The sequence below is a fragment of the Natrinema sp. LN54 genome (assembly GCF_052439245.1).
Classification (GTDB): domain Archaea; phylum Halobacteriota; class Halobacteria; order Halobacteriales; family Natrialbaceae; genus Natrinema; species Natrinema versiforme_A.
Map to the genome: position 1 here is coordinate 1 of NZ_JBQVRP010000008.1, position 19,049 is coordinate 19,049.

The 19,049-nt window shown below is 56.0% G+C and carries 16 protein-coding genes and 1 pseudogene; 5 read left to right on the plus strand and 12 right to left on the minus strand.

The features are described from left to right. Positions 1-69: pseudogene (locus ACT4ML_RS19405) on the plus strand (IS6 family transposase); the annotation flags it as partial. Between the two features lie 273 nt (positions 70-342). Here ACT4ML_RS19405 and ACT4ML_RS19410 read toward each other — a convergent pair. The 4 genes from ACT4ML_RS19410 to ACT4ML_RS19425 form a co-directional block, all read right to left on the minus strand. Further along, positions 343-879: a hypothetical protein gene (locus ACT4ML_RS19410; protein WP_138246983.1), complete on the minus strand. Its 537-nt coding sequence runs from the start codon at positions 877-879 to the stop codon at positions 343-345. Between the two features lie 125 nt (positions 880-1,004). Beyond that, positions 1,005-1,835, minus strand: a complete 831-nt coding sequence (locus tag ACT4ML_RS19415) for an IS5 family transposase (protein ID WP_444722347.1) — start codon at positions 1,833-1,835, stop codon at positions 1,005-1,007. Positions 1,836-2,223: 388 nt separating this feature from the next. Beyond that, on the minus strand, positions 2,224-2,583 hold the full coding sequence (locus tag ACT4ML_RS19420) for a Zn-ribbon domain-containing OB-fold protein (protein ID WP_444722348.1): 360 nt from the start codon (positions 2,581-2,583) through the stop codon (positions 2,224-2,226). After that, positions 2,580-3,734 (minus strand): thiolase family protein, encoded by a 1,155-nt coding sequence (locus ACT4ML_RS19425; RefSeq protein WP_138246980.1) that lies wholly within the window; start codon positions 3,732-3,734, stop codon positions 2,580-2,582. Before ACT4ML_RS19425 ends, ACT4ML_RS19420 begins: the two co-directional genes overlap by 4 nt. Before the next feature lie 213 nt (positions 3,735-3,947). Here ACT4ML_RS19425 and ACT4ML_RS19430 point away from each other — a divergent pair, with 213 nt between their 5' ends. Next, positions 3,948-5,090, plus strand: coding sequence for an XdhC family protein (locus tag ACT4ML_RS19430; RefSeq protein ID WP_138246979.1), 1,143 nt, complete (start codon positions 3,948-3,950; stop codon positions 5,088-5,090). A gap of 25 nt (positions 5,091-5,115) precedes the next feature. On the opposite strand, the gene ACT4ML_RS19435 is transcribed toward ACT4ML_RS19430, so the two are convergent. The 8 genes from ACT4ML_RS19435 to ACT4ML_RS19470 form a co-directional block, all read right to left on the minus strand. Beyond that, positions 5,116-6,705 carry an AMP-binding protein gene (locus ACT4ML_RS19435; RefSeq protein WP_138246978.1) on the minus strand — a complete coding sequence of 530 codons (1,590 nt, stop codon included), beginning with the start codon at positions 6,703-6,705 and terminating at the stop codon, positions 5,116-5,118. A 125-nt stretch (positions 6,706-6,830) separates the two neighbouring features. After that, on the minus strand, positions 6,831-9,281 hold the full coding sequence (locus tag ACT4ML_RS19440) for a xanthine dehydrogenase family protein molybdopterin-binding subunit (RefSeq protein ID WP_444722349.1): 2,451 nt from the start codon (positions 9,279-9,281) through the stop codon (positions 6,831-6,833). Beyond that, entirely contained in the window at positions 9,278-9,907 is a 630-nt protein-coding gene (locus ACT4ML_RS19445) for a (2Fe-2S)-binding protein (RefSeq protein ID WP_138246976.1), read from the minus strand. Before ACT4ML_RS19445 ends, ACT4ML_RS19440 begins: the two co-directional genes overlap by 4 nt. Next, positions 9,904-10,788 carry an FAD binding domain-containing protein gene (locus ACT4ML_RS19450; RefSeq protein WP_138246975.1) on the minus strand — a complete coding sequence of 295 codons (885 nt, stop codon included), beginning with the start codon at positions 10,786-10,788 and terminating at the stop codon, positions 9,904-9,906. The genes ACT4ML_RS19445 and ACT4ML_RS19450 overlap by 4 nt, the downstream gene beginning before the upstream one ends. 24 nt (positions 10,789-10,812) lie before the next feature. Continuing rightward, a complete protein-coding gene (locus ACT4ML_RS19455) occupies positions 10,813-12,393 on the minus strand; it encodes a class I adenylate-forming enzyme family protein (RefSeq protein ID WP_444722350.1) in 1,581 nt (526 codons plus the stop codon). A 64-nt stretch (positions 12,394-12,457) separates the two neighbouring features. Next, positions 12,458-12,847: a PaaI family thioesterase gene (locus tag ACT4ML_RS19460; protein ID WP_444722351.1), complete on the minus strand. Its 390-nt coding sequence runs from the start codon at positions 12,845-12,847 to the stop codon at positions 12,458-12,460. 94 nt (positions 12,848-12,941) lie between these two features. Then, on the minus strand, positions 12,942-13,817 hold the full coding sequence (locus tag ACT4ML_RS19465) for a DUF6282 family protein (protein ID WP_175416498.1): 876 nt from the start codon (positions 13,815-13,817) through the stop codon (positions 12,942-12,944). A 47-nt stretch (positions 13,818-13,864) separates the two neighbouring features. After that, a complete protein-coding gene (locus ACT4ML_RS19470) occupies positions 13,865-15,154 on the minus strand; it encodes a benzoate/H(+) symporter BenE family transporter (protein WP_138246971.1) in 1,290 nt (429 codons plus the stop codon). 292 nt (positions 15,155-15,446) lie between these two features. On the opposite strand from ACT4ML_RS19470, the gene rdfA reads away from it, so the two are divergent. The 3 genes from rdfA (at position 15,447) to ACT4ML_RS19485 (ending at position 18,957) form a co-directional block, all read left to right on the plus strand. Continuing rightward, the gene (gene rdfA, locus ACT4ML_RS19475) at positions 15,447-16,061 is read left to right on the plus strand and encodes a rod-determining factor RdfA (protein WP_138246970.1); all 615 of its coding nucleotides are present in this window, start codon (positions 15,447-15,449) and stop codon (positions 16,059-16,061) included. A 64-nt stretch (positions 16,062-16,125) separates the two neighbouring features. Further along, complete coding sequence (locus ACT4ML_RS19480) at positions 16,126-18,072, plus strand: archaea-specific SMC-related protein (protein WP_138247170.1); 1,947 nt, start codon at positions 16,126-16,128, stop codon at positions 18,070-18,072. 3 nt (positions 18,073-18,075) lie between these two features. Further along, positions 18,076-18,957, plus strand: coding sequence for an amidohydrolase family protein (locus ACT4ML_RS19485; protein ID WP_444722352.1), 882 nt, complete (start codon positions 18,076-18,078; stop codon positions 18,955-18,957). Positions 18,958-19,049 lie beyond the last annotated feature (92 nt).

Sequence of the window (19,049 nt, forward strand, 5' to 3'; positions counted from 1 at the left end):
CATGCTAAACCATCAACCGCAGAATCGTGGCTCCAAGCCTTCGCTGTCTGGCAGAATGCTACAAACTAAACACGACCCCAAGAAGTATGGAAGGAGATAACTATTCAGAGAGAAGGCGGACTGTTTTCGGAGTCAGAGACGGTTTACGAGACGCGAACGCGGACACCACCAACAGAGGGTTATCGTTCGACGCTCACTGATGTCGCTCCTCCGGGGACATACGAAGGGCTCTGTTGAAATCCTCTTCTCTAGAGACTTGTTCATGTGAATCCATTGTACACTACACGTGCTTATTGAATGTCTGCTAGAGATAACGATAGATACCGAATCCCTGGTCGGTACTTATTGCCCGTGCTCTGCGTTGCGCTCGCTCCACTCAAATTCGCTAATATCTGTGTTCCAGTCTTCGACGTCGCCGCTCTCAACGTCTTTAACGTCAATCAGATTATTGTCTATCTTGACGTCTGCCCGGTCACCGAACTGAACACTGTTGAAATCTTCTCTGGGTGTTGGTGCGTTTCGGCAACCGTATTCGCCGTCGCCGATATCGTCGCCACACACGCCAATTACATAACGAACGTCGTTAAACTCGCTTTCCAACATTTCTTGCATCTCCTTAGAAACGGTAACATCTGTAGGGGAAGAGACCATCTGATCGTATTCCGTTGCCACTTGTCCGGTTACCTCGCCTTCGTCGTCGGAGTGAAGTTGGAGTATTTGATCCGAATAGGTGCGGTTCTCGTGTTTCCATCTGACAGAGATTCCCTTGACTTGCAGGAGTTCGGCTAAGAGGGTGTCCGAATCCGAAAGACAGCCAGATAGCACGCTACCAAACAGCATACTCCCGGAGGCTCCGATTACCGTTCGTCTGGAGGCCATTATTCGATATGTCTAATAGGACTATTTACAACTTCGGGAAGATGAAAAGGATCTGGAACTGCTAGTAGGCAGTTGATCGGGTTGCTTTCTCTCCTGAAAGATAGATGCCTCTTCTGTACTGATCGTTAGAGCGCACGGTCGAGGTTGTGGACGATACACGCGAGGATCTGTTCACGAAACTGTTTCCACCAGCATCGTGACCGGACGAACGAATCGTATTTTCGCTTGAGCCGAGAATTCACCGTTTCGCTCTGGCTCCGCTGGCCGTAAAGTTCAGTATCCAGCCGAGCGTTCCACGCTTTCTGCAGTGACGAGAACTCACGATGTTTGATTAGCGGACGAATCCCGTTCTGGCGGGCCATCGCCCGAATCTGCTGATCGTCATATCCCTTATCGCCAAGAAGAACATCAATTTTAGCTGTGTTGCGGTTGATAAGTGACGGTGCGATCTGTGTATCGTGCTTACGGGTCGTTGTAATGTGGAGATCGACTATAGCATTCGTTCTCGTATCGACTAAGAGCGTGACTTTCAGCTGCTGAATCGTCAGCTTTGCCCGTTTCGTATAATGTTTTGAGGCATGAGTTCGGTCGAATCCCGACGCGTCGATCCCCGCAACACCATTTGTCGGGAGCAGTGAAACAGAGAGATTGAGCAGCACCCGCCAGACAGCCATATCGAGCCTATCGAACGCTTTGCACAGCGTTGACGGGGCAGGCAGTTCTGTGAGATTGATGGCACTCCGAATACGGGGCATCTCGATGAGTTCGTCAAGGAGTGTTCGATACGTTGTGTCCTTCCGAACTTTAAGACAGAGGAGAACGATGTACTGATGGAGCGTATAGCGTTTTTTCGAGAACTTCGAGGAGTATCGAGCCACGGCACGTTGCGCTAACTGAAATGCTTCCTCAACAAATCGGAGCAACCGAGACTTTGGGAGGGGTCTCCATCTACTCAAACTACCGGCTGAATCTGTAACTCACTAAGGATTTCAACAGAGCCATTGTAGTATATACCCAATACCACTCGACCTTGGTTTTGACAGTATTTTCTCAATAGCAGCCTGTAACGGCGTTGCCATCGGCTGGTCTAAGATACTATTGTCCTATAAAGTTGTTTCAGATTCCTTGATGAGACCGTTCAACATCTGCCACGTAGTACTCGTTGAGCAAATCTACGAACTGCATGCCAAACCAATTCTACGACCTACTCGCTTCCCAAACCGCACTAACTCGACAATGCCTTACAGTTGGAGTTATCAGATTAGTGGTAAAGTTCATCTAAAATGTACCAATAGTCTGAACTGGTTCAAGGTGATGATCAAATCAGGATCTCCTAGTCTGCTTCTAGACTGGACTGAATCGGTAGCCGTCCCAGTCCTGGCTCTCCTTCTCGCGGATACCGGCGCCTGGGTCGCGTAGCTCTTTGCAGAAAACAGGTGTTACCTGATCCCCGGTCTCGACGGGGTCAGTAGTCTGACCAAGTGCGCGCACGTTTGTCTCGCCGAGGTTGAATTCAACAATGGCGAGGTGATTAGGTTCGCGGACGCCAGGCGGTGTCGCCGTGCTCGTCGTCCATGTGACAACAGTGCCAACCTCGTCGGTCAGATCAACGATCTCAGTCTGTTCTTCGCCGCACTTTGGACAGACAGTGTGTCTGGGATACGTGACGTGTCCATTGGGACAAGAGTGTGCTTCGAAGCTCATGACGTGGCCTCCAAAATTGTGGTTGTGACGCAGTTATCAAATCCTCCGACATTACATGCAAGACCAGTATCAGCCTCGACTTGTCGCGAGTCTGCACTTTGGGTGAGTTGCTGGTGGAGTTCGTATACCTGCGCGACACCGCTCGCGCCCAGCGGGTGCCCCTTCGATTTAAGGCCCCCTGAGGTGTTTACGGGGAGGTCACCATCTCGTGCAGTCGTGCCCTCAACGGCTGCACGCCACCCCTCACCCTTCTCGAAGAACCCAAGATCCTCCAACTGAAGGACTTCGAGGATTGTAAACATATCATGGAGTTCGGCGATATCCACGTCTTCGGGGTCGATATCGGCCATTTCGTAGGCCTGGCGGGAAGAGTCGACAACGCCGCTCATGACGGTGGGGTCAACGCGTTCGTGGACGACATGAGTGTCCGTCGCACCGCCGATACCCGAAATCACTGTGTAGTCATCGGTATACTCGGCAGCCTTCTCTTCAGGACAGAAGAGGAGGGCCGCACTCCCGTCCGTGATTGGACAGAAGTCGTAGAGGCGTAGCGGGTCGGCAATGATTGGGGATTCGAGGATCGTCTCCTGGTCAACCTCTTTTTGGAATTGGGCGTGGGGATTATCTATGCCGTTCGCATGGTTTTTGGCAGCGACGGCGCCAAGTGCCTTTCGAGGCGCATCGTACGATTCAAGGTAAAGGCGGGAGACGAGCCCGGCGAAACTCGGGAGAGTGACGCCGTGCTTATACTCAACAGGGTGCGTCAGGGAAGCGATGATGTCCGTCGCCTCGGCTGTCGAGCGATGTGTCATCTTCTCGCCGCCGACGAGCATCGTTAACTCGCTTGCGCCGGACGCCACAGACTGCCACGCGGCGTAGATACCTGCACCGCCTGACGAGCTTGTCTGGTCGATACGTTGGGTATAGGCACCGAGCGCTCCTATATCATGGGCGAGGGCATTCGGAACGCCGGTCTGGCCCTCGAACTCGCCGCTTGCCATGTTCGAGACGTAGAGGTGATCTAACTCGCTCGCGTCGACGTCTACATTGGTGAGACAGGACTCGCCGGCCTCTGTGAGTAACTCGCAAATCCAGTCGTCACGCTGTCCGAACTGGGTCATCGATGCACTAATTATTGCTACTCGGCCCATATCTTCTCCTCACAGCGATAGAACTTCAGGGTTCGGTTTGAAGCTGTTTAATTCTACGCCCCTCTGTCCCGACTAGGGTTGAATCTGCGCGTGATCAAGCACCTGTAAATTCCCGTGTGACACCGTCGACGGAGTGCCACCTTGGAGACGAGTAACGCCTTTGGGCAGCGACCGACAGTGAGTTATTCCTCGAGCCGAAAGCGTATACGAAGCATGACTCGTCTACTCGAGAGTCCTTGGAGCACGACGAAACGCGACGTTCATTCGGCCATCGGTGACGCGCTCGTCGTGGAGGAGACCGCCGCGCTCGCGACGGTTGTCAACGTTGAGGGATCCGGATATCGCCGCCCTGGAGCGAAGATGGTTGTAGCGGACGATGGTGAACTGCAGGGGTCAGTAACTGCCGGCTGTCTCGAAGGATCGGTGACTGATCTGGCACAAGACGTCATCGCCGACGGGAAGACACGCACCGAAACATACGATCTGACAGACGACGATACGGACGCTTGGGGGCTCGGACTTGGTTGTAACGGTGTTATCGATGTCCTGATCGAACCGATCGACGAGAGCTTCAGCCCCGTCGTTGAGGGACTCAACAGCCGACGATCGCAGACGGTACTCACGGCCATCGAATCGTCGAACCCGGCTGTTCGTGTCGGCGATCGAACGGTTGTCGCCGATGAAACGTTCATGACGGCCGGCCGGTCAGGACTGCCTGATTCCGCTGTGACCAACGCTTTGGAACGGACCAAACCCCTTCCGGACGACGGCGCTGTTTGCGTGATTGTTGAGATGGACGACGGTGAGGTTCGGGTGTTCGTCGATCGAATCGATCCAAGTCCCGAACTGTTGCTGTTCGGGGATCAGGAAGACATCAACCCCGTCGCTTCCCTGGCCCGACAGGCCGGATTTCGAGTTCGTGTCGCAACGGCACGAGGCGCCCGTGCAGAGCCAGATCGTTTCCCCGCGGCCGACGAGGTCATCTCGACACACCCAACAGAACTCTCTGACCTAGTAACGGTTCCCGAGCAAACTTACGCAGTACTTATGTCTCATAATCTGATCGACGATCAGTTAGCGCTGGACGCACTTCTCGATACCGACATTCCGTACGTAGGTCTGATGGGACCGCGAAAGCGGTTTCAGGAGTTGCGCGAAGGAGTTGGCATCAAGGGTCGGGACGCGGATCGTATTGCGACCCCAGTCGGACTGGATCTTGGCGGCGATGAACCGACGGCAATCGGCTTTAGCATCGTCTCCGAACTGCTTGCAGTCCACAACAACCGCAGCGGTGGGCAACTGTCCGACCGCGAAGGACCGATTCACACGCGACTTGATTCTGAACAAGCGTCGTAGCGTCGTTTAACGACCAGATACCGATTCAGACATTAACGATTTCATATACCTCCACATCAAGGTCGTCAATCTCGAGTTCCCGGCGAAGTACTTTCCCGACATTGCTCTTAACGATCTCGTCGACAAATACGTACTTTCGTGGACGCTTGAAATCTGCGAGATCATCGCTCTCTCGGCAGAATGTGTCCAATCGATCGGCGAGACTCGAGAGATCGACGCTCTTAGGGCCGTCCGGAAGCGTGACGAACGCAGTAACGATCTGGTTCCAGCGCTCGTCGTCGATACCGACGACCGCGACTTCGTCGATTGCTTTGTGTCCGTCGAGAACGTTCTCAACCTCGACGGGGTAGATGTTCTCACCGCCGCTGATAATCATATCGTCAACTCGTCCCACGACGAAGATATCGCCGTCGTCGTCTCGGTAACCTAGGTCCCCGGTGAAATACCAGCCGTCTTCGAAGGACTGCTCGGTCGCTTCCGGTCGATTGAGGTAGCCGTCGAACGCCTCAGGCGATGTCGCGTCGACGACTATTTCACCGAGCTCGCCTTGCTCGACTGTATCGTTTGGCGGAACCGTTCCGTCGCGGCTGGAGTTGACGACCCGAATTCGCGTATTAATACCGGCACGGCCTGCAGAACCGGGCTTTGAATCAATCCACGAACAGATACTGTGTGTATATACCTCGGTACTGCCGTAGTGGTTGACGAAGATTTCGGGATCGAATGTTTCCCTGACCTCCTCCTGGATCGGGGCGGTCATTGACGTCCCCGCATAACCTAGGCACGTGACGCTCGAGACGTCAGCGCCGTCAATCGCCGATGACTTGACGAGGTCGTGATAGACGGTCGGTACAAGATAGAGACTAGTTATCTCCTCGGATTCAATGAGTTCGACAGTCTGGTCTGGCGAGAACGCCCTCTGTGCAACCCAAGTGCCGCTGACGATCGCCGCGGAGACGAGCGTCCGAATCCCCATTGTATGATAGATGGGCATCAACCCGAGCGTCGTCTCGTCGTCAACCCACTGCGACTGGATGACATGAGCCTTCGCAGCGGTGTATGTATTCGTATGACTCCGCGGAACACCCTTCGGACGACCGGTCGTGCCGCTCGTATGAAGAATGAGACTTGTATCGTCAGGGTCGACCGTTGCCGGTTCGACCGACTCCGCATCGGCTGGAAGGAAGTCCTCGAACGACTCAGCATATGACGGAACGTTGTCGTCAACGTAAACGAGTTCATCCGTTGATGAGAACGCTTCGTGTGCGCCGTCGACCGCCTCTCGAGCGATCGATGAGTAGACCAACAGGTCCGGTTCCGTGTTATTGACTAGGAACTGGAGTTCGTCGGCCGCGACTCGGATGTTGTACGGGACAAACGCGGCGCCACATTTCTGTACTGCCCAGTAGACAGTACCGACCTGCACACGGGGCTGCATCACGACGCCCACTCTATTGCCCGGTCCAATCCCCATCTTCTTGAGTGCCGATGCGAGCCTATCGACCCGGTTTTCCCACGCTTTGTAACTGTATTCGATGCCCTCGTCTTGATCGACGATGGCTGTCCGATTCGGATACCGATCAACAGTCCGTTGAAAGACTCTACCCATGTTCATGATTGACTCTCACACTACGCTATCGTTCGATTGTACAACAACCATTAAAAACATTGTGCTCCCGTGGAGGGGTTGTTACAGACGTACGCCAGTAACACAATGCCGATCAGAAATTGCGTGGCGGATCAATCAGCACTTCCACCAGTCGCAGACTCGTTGAGTAACGTCCAGATCCGTTCGGGTTTCAGCGGGAGCGATGTTATCTCGATGCCAGCCGGTTCGAGTGCATCGTCGACTGCGTTGGCGATGACTGCCGGTGCGCCTTCGGTCCCAGCCTCACCAGTGCCTTTCGATCCCAACGGCGTTTTTGGCGACGGAGTCTCGAGGTGATCCATCGTCACGTCGGGTGCTTCTTTCGCAGTCGGAACCGCATAATCCATGAATGTATCTGCCTGGAGCGTTCCACTTGAGTCGTACTCCAGTTCCTCGTAGAGCGCGCCCGCGAACCCATGGAAGATGCCGCCTTCAACTTGGCCGTCAACGATCTGTGGATTGACAATCGTCCCGCAGTCGTGGACGGCTACGTAATCGAGAACGTCGATTTCGCCGGTCGTTGCGTCAACCTCGACGGCAATCAACTGGACGCCGTAACCGTACGTTCCCGAGGAGTTGATCCGATCGTTCTTGTCGATTGGCGTCGAGTCCTCCATGCTAAACGTATACTGGGTCCGTAGCCCCGGCTGGATATCGTCGGGTAGCACAGCGGGGTTCCAGTGTGCGGTCCCGGCGATCTGCCGGATAGATATCGACTCCTCGTTAGGACCGTACGCGCGGCCGTCCGCGAGTTCAATCTCGTCAGCGGGAGCGTCAAGGATCTCCCCAGCGATCCGTTGCATCTGGCTGGAGATCTGCTCACCAGCCTTCTTGACGGCGCTGTGACCGACGCTCGCGAAACGCGAGGAGTAGCTCCCCGATGAGACACTCCAGGCCTTCTCGTTAGTGTCCATTCCCGAGATGACGTTGATCGCCTCGGGTTTGACACCCAGTTCGTCGGCGGCAATCTGGCTAGCTGTCGTTTCGTGGCCCTGTCCGCTCGGCGCGGAGTCGAGTTCGACGACAATACTAGCGTCCGGCTGGACCATCATCGTAACCGAACTGACCGCACCGGACTTGGGGTAGCCCTTTTCGCGTTCCTCTGGTGGTATCGCCACCGAGACGTATCCCATGTTCGAGGCCGAGGGATCGATGATGGCCGAACAGCCGATCCCCACGTACCTCCCCTCTTCGCGGGCCTGTTCGCGCCGCTCGAGGTACGATTCGTAGTCGAACAGTTCCTTGGCACGTTCGAGGGCGTCGGCGTACCGACCACTGTCGTATTCGCCGCCGGTCGGTGTCTCGTAGGGAAACTCGTCGGCATCGATGAAGTTGCGCTTCCGGAACTCGGTCGGATCCATATCGACGACATCGGCCATTTGGTCGACAAGCCGCTCCAGTCCGAAATAGTACTGGTGACAGCCGTACCCGCGGTTGAGACCGGCCGGACACTTGTTTGTCTCGACAGCGTAGAACTCCCCCCCGAACGCGTTGAAGTCGTAGGTGTTAACGTAGTTCGCGAGCGGTCGGAACGTATTCCCGGGCTCCGGCGCACGGACATACGCTCCGAAGTTGTCGTACAGTTCGACCCACACGCCCAGGATCTGACCGTCGTCGGAGACGGCGCCACGCATTCGCTGCGTGCGATCGGTGTGACAGGCGCTCGCCTGTAGATGTTCACGCCGGCTCTCGATCCACTTCACCGGGACGCCAGCCTCCTCCGATGCGACGACGATCGCCGCAATGTAGGGGTAGATGTGCGCCTTTACACCGAAACTCCCTCCGTTGTCCGAGGGAACCTTGAACTGAAGGTCATTCTGGGACATCCCGAGTGCACCCGCGACGACCGGGTGCATCGTGAATGGACCTTGGAAGTTCGACCAGACCGTCGCAGCGTCAGCGGAGTGATCGTAATCCGCGATGACGCCGTAGGTCTCCATCGGGGCACTGGTGTATCGTGGGAACTCGAACTCCGATTCAACGACGTGATCCGCCTTCTCGAATGCCTCGTCAATCGGGCCGTACTCGAGCGTTCGCTCGTTGGCAAGGTTCCCGCCTTCATGTAGCTGAGGCGCTTCATCCTTGAGGGCCTCAAGTTCGTCCGTGACGGGATCGAGGCGGTTGTACTTGACGTCGATACTTTCGAGTGCATCCTTCGCGGCGTACTTGCTCGTCGCCACGACGGCCGCGACGGGTTCACCGTCGTACCGGACCTTGTTAACTGCCAGCGGGTAGTACTCCGGCGGGTTCTGAACGCCGACGGCGAACGGATCCATCCGTTCGACCAGATCCGCACCCGTCAGAACGCATACGACATCGTCGCGTTGTTCGGTCGCCGAGGTGTCGATCGATTCGATCTCTCCGTGAGCCAGCGGTGATCGAAGGAATGCGAGGTGGTGAAGGTTGCTGACGGGATCGAAGTCATCCATATATTTTCCTTCGCCCCTGACAAGCCGGTCGTCTTCCCGGCGGCCGAAGGCGTCGCCAACCATTCCGGCGTTGTCGGTGTCAGACGCTTCTTCTTGATCGACCGTCTCGCTCATGGTTGATCACCTCTCACGGACTCGTCGTCAACACATGTACAGCCGCAGCCACAGCCCGTTTCGGGACCGCCGTCCGGCATCGCCGTAGGCTCTCCTTCTTGCAGCACCTTCGACGCCCATTCGACGCTGTCGACGATCGAATTATATCCCGTACAGCGACAGATGTTCCCAGAGATGGCCGACTTGATATCCTCTCTGGTCGGGTTCTCGTTCTCCTGGAGGAGCGCATACGAAGTCATTAGGAAGCCCGGCGTGCAGAAGCCACACTGGAGACCGTGGTTCTGCTTGAATCCCATCTGCAGCGGATGCAGCGTCGTTCCATCTCGCGTCTCGAGGTCGACGCCCTCAGACTCAGCCACGTCGGCAAGCCCTTCGACAGTCGTTATCTCGTCACCGTCGACCTGTGCGGCGTAGAGCATACAGGACTTCTTGGGGGTCCCCTCGTGGAGGACCGTACATGCGCCACACTTTCCGACGACACAGCCCTGATGCGTGCCGGTCAGGCCCAATTCTTCGCGAAGGAAGTGGACCAGTAGCGTCCGGTCTTCCGTTTCTTTCGTGTACTCTTCGCCGTTAACAGTCACGCTGACCGTCGTCGATTCGGTGTTAGTGTTAGTTTCTGTCATAGGTTCTCTGTTGCGCGTTCGTAGGCTGTCTGAAGCGCTCGTTCGGCGAACTCTCCGGCCATAGCTTCCTTGTACTCTCCCTCTGGCCCCTCCTCATCGGGGAGGACTGCCTCGCGGACGGCAGCCGCGGCCTCGTTGAGCGCGTTCTCGTCAAGTTCGGTCCCTTCGACGGCCGCTTCCGCCTCCGTTGCCCGGGTCAGCGGGCCGACCGCTCCGACGCTGAGTTTCGCGTCGGCCACCATCCCGTCGGCGTCAATGGCGACAATCGCGGCGATACCAACGAGTGCGTAGTCCCCGGACCGTTCTGCGTGCTTTTTGTAGGTGCTTCCGACTGCAGCAGCATCAGGTACGGCGGTTTCGATCTTTGGGATCCGTGCACCGATCACGAGTTCTGTCTCAGCCATGTCGACGGTGAACATTCCGATATAAAACTCGTCGAAGGGGACCATACGTTCCCCCTCTGGACCAGCGAGCTCGATGTCAGGGTTGAGAACCTGCATAACTGGCAAATAATCCCCGGAGGGGTCTGCTTCGGCTATCGTTCCGCCGAACGTTCCCTGATTACGGACTGGCCAGTCGGCAATCTGGCTGATGCACTCGCTGAACAAGTGCACGTGGTCCCTGATCGGCGGTGCCTGCTGGATCTCCGTGTGCGTTGCCAGTGCTCCAACACGAACTGCGTCGTCCTCCGCTTCGACGTACTGAAGTTCGTCGATATTCCCGATGTCGATCAGGTGGTCCGGAGATGCAAACCGGGTCTTTTGGAGGGGAACAAGGCTCTGTCCCCCAGCGATCAGTTCCGCGTCGTCGTACTCCTTGAGCGCTGTGATAGCGTCGTCGATACTCTGAACAGGTACGTGTTCGAACTTGCTTGGATACATATCTCTGTAACTCTCGTTTGCGGGCTACACGTCGATTTCGCCGTGTACATCGATGTTTAGATCTCGCTTCTGTAACTCCTTCCGTAATATCTTTCCGACGTTGCTCTTTGTAAATTCGTCGATGAAGCAGTATCGTCGTGGCCGCTTGAAGTCCGCTAGCTCCTCGCTCTCGCGACAGTGGTCGTCGAGAGTGGTTGCAGCGGTTTCGAAGTCGGTGCCAGACGGATCCGCCGCTAGCGTCACGAACGCAGCGACAGTCTGGTTCCATCGCTCACTCGGTCTCCCTACGACCGCCGCTTCGGTGACAAGGTCATGTCGCTCGAGGACTGACTCGACCTCAACGGGATAGATGTTCTCACCACCGCTGATAATCATGTCGTCGACGCGTCCAACGAAGTAGAGGTCGCCGTCTTCGTCCCGATAGCCGAGATCGCCCGTGAAAAACCAGCCATCGGTTAGTGACCGATCGTCGGTCGTCTCGGAAAGATACCCATCGAATGCCTCGGGCGACGACGTGTCGACGATTATTTCTCCCAGATCGTTCCGATCGACGGTATCATTCGGATCCAGTTGGCCAAAGTCGCTTGGTTCAACGACGCGCACGGCAGTGTTGATTCCGGCACGGCCGACGCAGTTGGGTTTTTCACTGACCCAACTGCAGACTGCGTGTGTGTACACTTCGGTGCTGCCGTAGTGATTAACGAACGTTTGGGGGTTGAACTGTGATTCAATCTCGCGAACGATGGACGGATTCATGTTCGACCCAGCATAGGCGACGTGCTGAACGGACGAGAGATCGGCCTGGTTAGCGGCATCCGAACGCAGGAGGTCGTGGTATACCGTCGGGACGAGATAGAGGCTCGTAATTTCCTCCGACTCAATGAGATCGACCGTGTCGGTGGCCGAGAACTCCCGCTGGGCAACCCACTTTCCGCCCAGAACAAGGATCGACGCGAGCGCGTGAATGCCCATAGTATGCGACAGTGACATAAGCCCGAGCGTCGACTCGCCCTGCGACCACGAGTTCTGGAGCGCGTGGGCTGTGGCCGCTGCATACGTGTTTCGGTGAGTTCGCGGAACTCCCTTTGGTTTGCCGCTCGTCCCGCCAGTATGGAGGATGACGCTCGTCTTGTCGGGGTCGACAAACGTCGGCTCGAATGAGTCCGGACCACTGGCCTCGAGAAATGCTTCGTACCGCTCCGAACTTTCTGAATCAGCATCGATCGACACAAGCGACGGATTAGTGTTCCATTCACCGTCGGCGACAGCGTCGGCCACTTCGCTCGAGAAAAAGAGAATGTCGGGCGTCGAATTCTCGACGAGGTGTGTCAACTCTTCCGCCGAAACCCGGAAGTTGTACGGAACAAAAACGGCACCGAGCAACTGCGTCGCACAGTACAGTGTTACTAACTCGACTCGGTTCCGCATGGCCGTGGCAACGCGGTCTCCTTCGCCGATTCCGCGGGATTTGAGAACCGCTGCGACCGCAACGCTCCGGTCGTATAGCGTTTGATACGTGTACTGAACGTCAGCGATCGGATCGACGATCCCGACGGTATCCGGCGTCCGATCCACCGCCCGATTGAGAACCAGTCCCATATTCATCGGCAGTCGTAAAATGGTGGAGTCGTAGTAAAAGTGTTTGGACTGATGTTACTGCAGTACCGTTCTACTCCCACTTCTGGAAGTATGTTGCCTTCCCCGAGACGACGAGATCGTCGTCATTGAATACCTCGGCTTCGCCGACAGCGATGGTACCGCCGCGCTGGATCAGGTTGGCGCGTGCGACAAGCTCACCGTCCGTAACTGGCGCATGATAATTGACGTCCATATCGATAGTGAGTGGTTCCATCTCTTCGAGGGTCGCCTCAGCGTCGCTATGGATAGCACCGGCGACAGCAGCGTCGACCAGCGTCGCCATCACACCGCCGTGAACGACGGTGTGATTCGTGATACTCTCGTCGTAGGGGACACGGAATTCAGCGGTACCGTTCTCAACGATGGCTTCCTCGATGCCGATCAGTTCGAGAAACGGCATTGTTTCGAAGTAGTCCTCCATCTCTTGGTCCACTTTCTCGGACATGTAGCAAGGAAAATCTCTTTTCCTAGTGCCAAATAGATATCGATCCGTCTGTCTTCGGCAGCTGAAGAGATCAGTCCAAGTCGAAGATACGTTTCGGGTTCTCCTTGATCATCGTCTCAATCTCCGATTCGGAAACCCCTGCTCTCAACATCGCTCGGATGAACCGTTTGAACTGCTCCATTGCTGGCGGGTTCGCCGTTGCGCCGCCGTCAGTTGCCATTACGGCGTTCTCCGGCCCAACGGCGTCGACCGCGGTGACATAATCGTCTACCGTCGCGGCGTTCCCCATCATCTCGCTGGTGCAAATGTAGTGGAACTCCAATGTCGCTCCGAGATCGGTTATCATTCGCATCTGATCGAGACTGTAGTCCAAGAAGTTCGCGTGGGGATGCTGCACTAGGAACTCGTCGACGCCGCGATCGGTCGCTTCGTCGACGAGTGCGATCGATTCCTCGGGACTGAGATGGGAGAGGCCGATGACGAACCCCTGTTCGGCGATCCGATCGAGAACGTTGAGGGTCGTGTCTGTTAACTCACCGTCGTCGAGGACTGTGATCCCGGCTTTTTCTTCCTCTTCAGCCTCGAACATCTGAACTGCGGCGTTTTCCAAGTGGTTCGCAGCGGTGATCGTTGGCATCCAGATGATGTCGGCATCGAAGTTCGCAACGCCATCGACGGCGTATGGGTTCAATCCACCGACCCACTCGTTGAGCGTGATCCCGCCCAATAAATCGAACCCGAGCTCGTCCCGAACGTTCTGTGCTCGAGAGGCGGTCTCAAAGTGGTGGTTCTTCGTGACGATGGCACGCATCCCGTGCTGTTGGGCCTTCCGGGCGGCCGAGAAATCGGTATCATGCCGGGGGAATGCTCCCGGCGCGGTGTGCATATGTGTGTCAACTGCACCCTCTACAAGGTGGTCGATGGACTCGAGGTCACTCGACGTCATAGACATGAGTGGTCCGTAGGCGCCCTTATACTTACTGGTTGTCCCCTTCAGTCGTCGATTGTCGGACTCGGATCAGCTGGTTCGGAATCGGTACCAAAGAGGAATTCCCAGTCGTCCGGCTCAAGGATGAGCGAAACACCGACGCCGCCGATGAGCGACCAGAATGGTGCGCCGATCTCCAGCAGTGAGATTCCCGACATCCCAATAATGAGCGCGAAGAATGTCCCGTACCGATACTTCTCTGATGTCGCCCAGGACTCCTCGAAAGCGCTTATGAGGACACCAATCATCGCGACACCCGCGAGCAGCGAAATCAATGTCCCCGGGATTGCGTTGACAATTGAGGTCGCCGCTGCAGCGATGAAGCCGAAGCCGCTGAAGAGGATGCCGCCGATGACCGACGCGACGTATCGCCCATCCTTCTGGTCGCCTGCCTCGTCGCTGCTTGTGATCGCGGTCATCGGTCCCGCGATGTTCGCGTTGTGTCCGCCCATAAGACTCGCGACTATCCCACCGAGACCGCTAAATATCAGCATCGAGTTGATCGGTGGATCGTAATCTTCAGCTTGGAGAACGCCGATTGCCTGCATGTTCTCGGCCCCGATGACCATCACCGTCAGCGGAATCGCGATAGTGATGATTGAATCGAAAGTGATGACGGGCGTGACGAGTACCGGCTGGGCCATGGATATGGACACCTGTGAGAGCGCAGTCGCACCCTCCCAGACGGCGGCACCAGCACCGAGTCCGATTGCGCCGACGATACCCGGAATCTGTGGAACGAATCGATAAAACAGCAAAAATCCAAGTAAGCCGGCTCCCGCAACGATCGGTGCCTCCGAGACGGCGGTTATAATGCCGATGGTGAACTCGATGAGGACACCAGCGATCATCCCCATGATGATCGGTTGGGGAAGGAACTCGACGACTTTTCGGAACGATCCCGATATCCCGATCAAGAATACGAGTACCCCGGATACGAAATAGGCACCGGCTGCCTCCGCGAGATTGAAATCGGCCAGTACGACACCGACCATCACCGCGCCGGGAATGGTATATGCTCCCATGATCGGCTGTTTGTAGTATAGCGCCATTCCGAGCGTCATTAACCCACCCAAGACATAAATGCTGAAGAGCCACGATACGGCCTGGGAATTCGACAGCCCGCCCTCGTTTGCAGCGTTGAGAATGATTAGCGCTGGACCGGTGCAACCGAAGATTGCCGCGGTTAATCCCGCTCCAGCCTTGCTCAAGTCGAGATATTTTCCGAAGTCAGCGATGCTCTCTCGGAATCCTGGACCACTTTCTATGGTGTCTGCTAACGATCGTCTCGACATAATCCGTGGTGTAGTTCTGAATCAATTGTGATAAACCTTTCTCTGATATGCACTTCAGTCTTGGCAGTGATCTCCCGTGACCGCTCATCGTCAGTTCCCCTCGAATTGGATAATGCCCATCTTAAATGATTTGCCAACATCTTTACAGGATGGAGCTATCAGAACAATAGTGCCTCGATTAGCGATAATCTGCTCTGATCCGAGCCGTACCGGTGATTAAATCCAAATCTTGTCCCCGAATAGCCGCAAAGAAAAAGCAAAAGTTACAAAAGCAGTCTGTAACACATAGGCAATGACCCAACACAATCAACCCGAATCGACGTGTACGTGCAAAATCGGCACTCTCGCCGACGCATACGAACTCGATAGTCTCTACGAGGAGTTAGTTGCACGCTGGACTGGCGCGCACAGTGAGGAAGAAAGTGTCCGGACGCTGGCCGACCGGTTCAATCAGCGTCTCCTCCGCGCCGAGATGCGCGACGCAAATATCGAATTGGTAGAGGGGCGTGTCGAGAACCTCTATGAGTTGCTCACTGATGAGGATAGGTTAGAGGCCGTTCGACTCGAAGCACAGTCGACCCTCGAAAGAAATGGTATCGATGTCGACCGCCTCCAGAACCAATTCGTTTCCCATCAGACGATGTACCGGCACTTCAGGAACTGTCTCGATGTCGAAAAGGAACGCAACGTACTCACCACTGAGAAGGAACGAGATCGAATTCACTCGATCCAGCACCGCGCCGAGTCTGTAGTCGACGATTCGGTGGCCCGCCTCCGCGACGGCGGCAAACTCGATATCGATGAGTTCGAAGTCCTGATCAACTTCCGTATCTCCTGTGAACACTGCGGAACGCTTCACGATGTTACCGATCTCCTCGAGGCTGGTGGATGCGACTGTCAGATGTAGTTTCTTCCCTAGGTCAGCTAATAATAGGGTTAGAGTTTTGGCTGTGTACTCGATAGGAGACACCATGAAACCAAAGACGTCGGCTGACGCCAGGGCCGCTCTCTCCGTAGAGCGGATCGGCGGTATCGAAGAAACGTCGGTTGAGTTCGTTCCCAGCGTGAACGTTCTACAAGGACGAAACGCAACGAACCGTACGTCGCTACTGCGCGCTATCATGGCTGCTCTTGGTAGCAATGATGTCGCGCTCAAAGGCGACGCCGACCAGGGTTCCGTTGAACTCACGATTCAAGGGGTAACGTATACCCGAACCCTCGAACGCAGCGGCAACACGACGACCATGAGCGACGATCCGTATCTCGAGGACTCGACGCTCGCTGACCTCTTTGCATTTCTCCTTGAATCGAACGAAGCGCGTCGAACCGTCACTCGGGGTGATGACCTTCATGATGTCATCATGCGCCCCGTTGATACCGATGAGATCGAACGGGAGATCTCCGAGGCCGAACGGCGGAAGGACGAACTCGACAATCAGCTCGCCGAACTTCGCACCAGCAAGGAGCGACTCCCGGAGCTGCAGTCCGAGCGGGTCTCTATTGCCGACGAACTGACGGACAAACGGGCGGATCTTGAAAATCTCCGCGAGGAACTCGAAGCTGCGGAGTCAGGAGTCGATGAGATGCAGGCCCAGCGCGAAGCATATCAGGAGACACTCACAGAGTTAAACGATACACAGGCAGAACTCGATGAGATCGACCGGAAACTCGACAACAAGAAGACCCAGCGTGAGGCACTCCAGAACGAACGATCTGATCTTCGAGAGGAACGCTCGGAACTCCCGACATCGGTTGAAGAGATCAACGAACTCGGACAGCGCATCGGCGAACTACAGGAGCGTCGACGGGCGCTCGGTTCCCTGCTCGATCGGCTTCAGAACATCATCCAGTTTAACGAAGAGATCATCGACAATGCGGACTCCGAGCTTCGCGAAGTAGTGGTACCGTCCGACGAGGACACTGACCTAACCGATCGGCTGATGACCGAGCAGGACCTTGTCTGTTGGACGTGTGGGTCGACCGTTGACCGGAGCGAAATCGAGGACACGCTTGAGGACCTGCAGGAGTTTCGCCAAGAGAAGATGTCCGAGCGAAAGGATATCTCAGACGAACTGAACGATCTCCGTGAGCGAAAGCGTGAAACGGAAAAAAAACAGCAGCGCCGTGAGCAAATCGACCAACAACTCCAGCAGATCGACGATCGGATTGAGCAACAGACCCAGCGAATTGAGGAGTTGCGCGACCGGCGCGAGACGTTGCGCGAACGGGTCGGCGAACTCGAACGTGAACTCGAGGAAGCCAAACCTGAACGGGATGACGACCGCGTCCTTGAGCTCAACAAACGCGAGAACGAATTAGCACTCACCATCGAGGAACTTGAATCTGATCTCGAGACGATAGGCGCGAAAATTGACGACATCGAAGCTGACGTCACTGAAATCCCGGAGATCGAAGAGGAGCGTAAGTCGGTTGCCGACCGACTTACGGACCTTCGCAACCGGATCAACGACATTGAGGCCGACGCGGTCGAGGCGTTCAATGACCATATGGAAAACCTCATTCAACGGCTCGATTATGATAACCTCGAACGGATCTGGATCGAACGCCAGGAAACGACTGTTCGCGACGGGCGACGGAGCATCCCAAAGACCGAGTTCGACCTCCATGTGGTCCGGACGACAGCGGACGGCACTGCCTACGAGGACACCGTCGATCATCTCAGCGAATCCGAGCGCGAGGTGACCGGTCTCGTCTTCGCTCTCGCGGGATATCTTGTGCACGAGGTGTATGATGAAGTGCCGTTCATGCTGCTCGATTCGCTGGAAGCCATCGATTCCAACCGTATCGCCGCACTTGTTGACTACTTCGAGGAGTATGCCGAGTTCCTCGTCGTCGCACTTCTCCCTGAGGATGCGCAGGCGGTTGACGAGCAGTATCACCGTGTGACCGAGATCTAACGGATGAGTGGTACTGACTCAGAGCCGTTCGATGCGATTCACCAGGTTGATCGGCCGATCATCGACGCACACGTGCACCTGTTACCCGACCGCGTTCTTAAGGCGATCCGGAAGTGGTTCCATCAGGAGGTTTCTTGGACGCTCCCTACCGTTACGAAAGCCGACGTGTTCGAGTACCTGACCACCCTCGATGGGGCAGTCTGTTTTCCGTACGCACACAAACCCGGCGTCGCTCGCTCGATGAATCGAACGGTCGCGGATGTCGTCGTCGGAATTGATCATGTCGTCGGACTGGCCACCGTCCACGCAAGGGACGACAATCCTGTGGATATCGTCCAAGAAGGACTTGATGCCGGCCTCGCAGGCGTCAAACTTCACTGTCCGGTTCAGGAGTTCCCGCCTTCGGACTCTCGACTCGATCCGGTGTACGAACTGGCTGTTGAACATGATCTCCCCGTCATCGTTCACGCATCCTCTCATCCCTTCTATCGGGACTCTGACCTCGTTGGCCCAGAAGCGACGAAGCGTGTCCTCGAGCGCTTTCCCGGGCTTCGACTATGCATTCCTCACCTCGGGCTGTTCGAAACAGACGCGTTCCTCGACCTCGCGGACCGGTACGACAGGGTTGCGTTCGATACTGCAGTCGCAGTCGGCGAGCAGGTACACGAATTAATCGGCACTCGTGACGAGGAATACCCGATCGAGCGGATTCGTCGGTACACGGACCGCGTCATGTTCGGTACCGACTATCCGACCTATCCGGACTCGGTAGTGTACGGTGATCTGATCGACGCGACGGCGGCGGCGTTCCCTCAAGCACGCGACCGCGTATTCTACCGAAATGCGATCGACTTCTACGGCGTTGATGTCGATTTTGGGGAGTGAACCGCCGCTACCGTAGGATGCGTCTCGAGGGGTGGAAGACAAGCCGGATAGCGAAATCAGTGTAAACCGGTTCTTCTCACGATCTGTTTCTG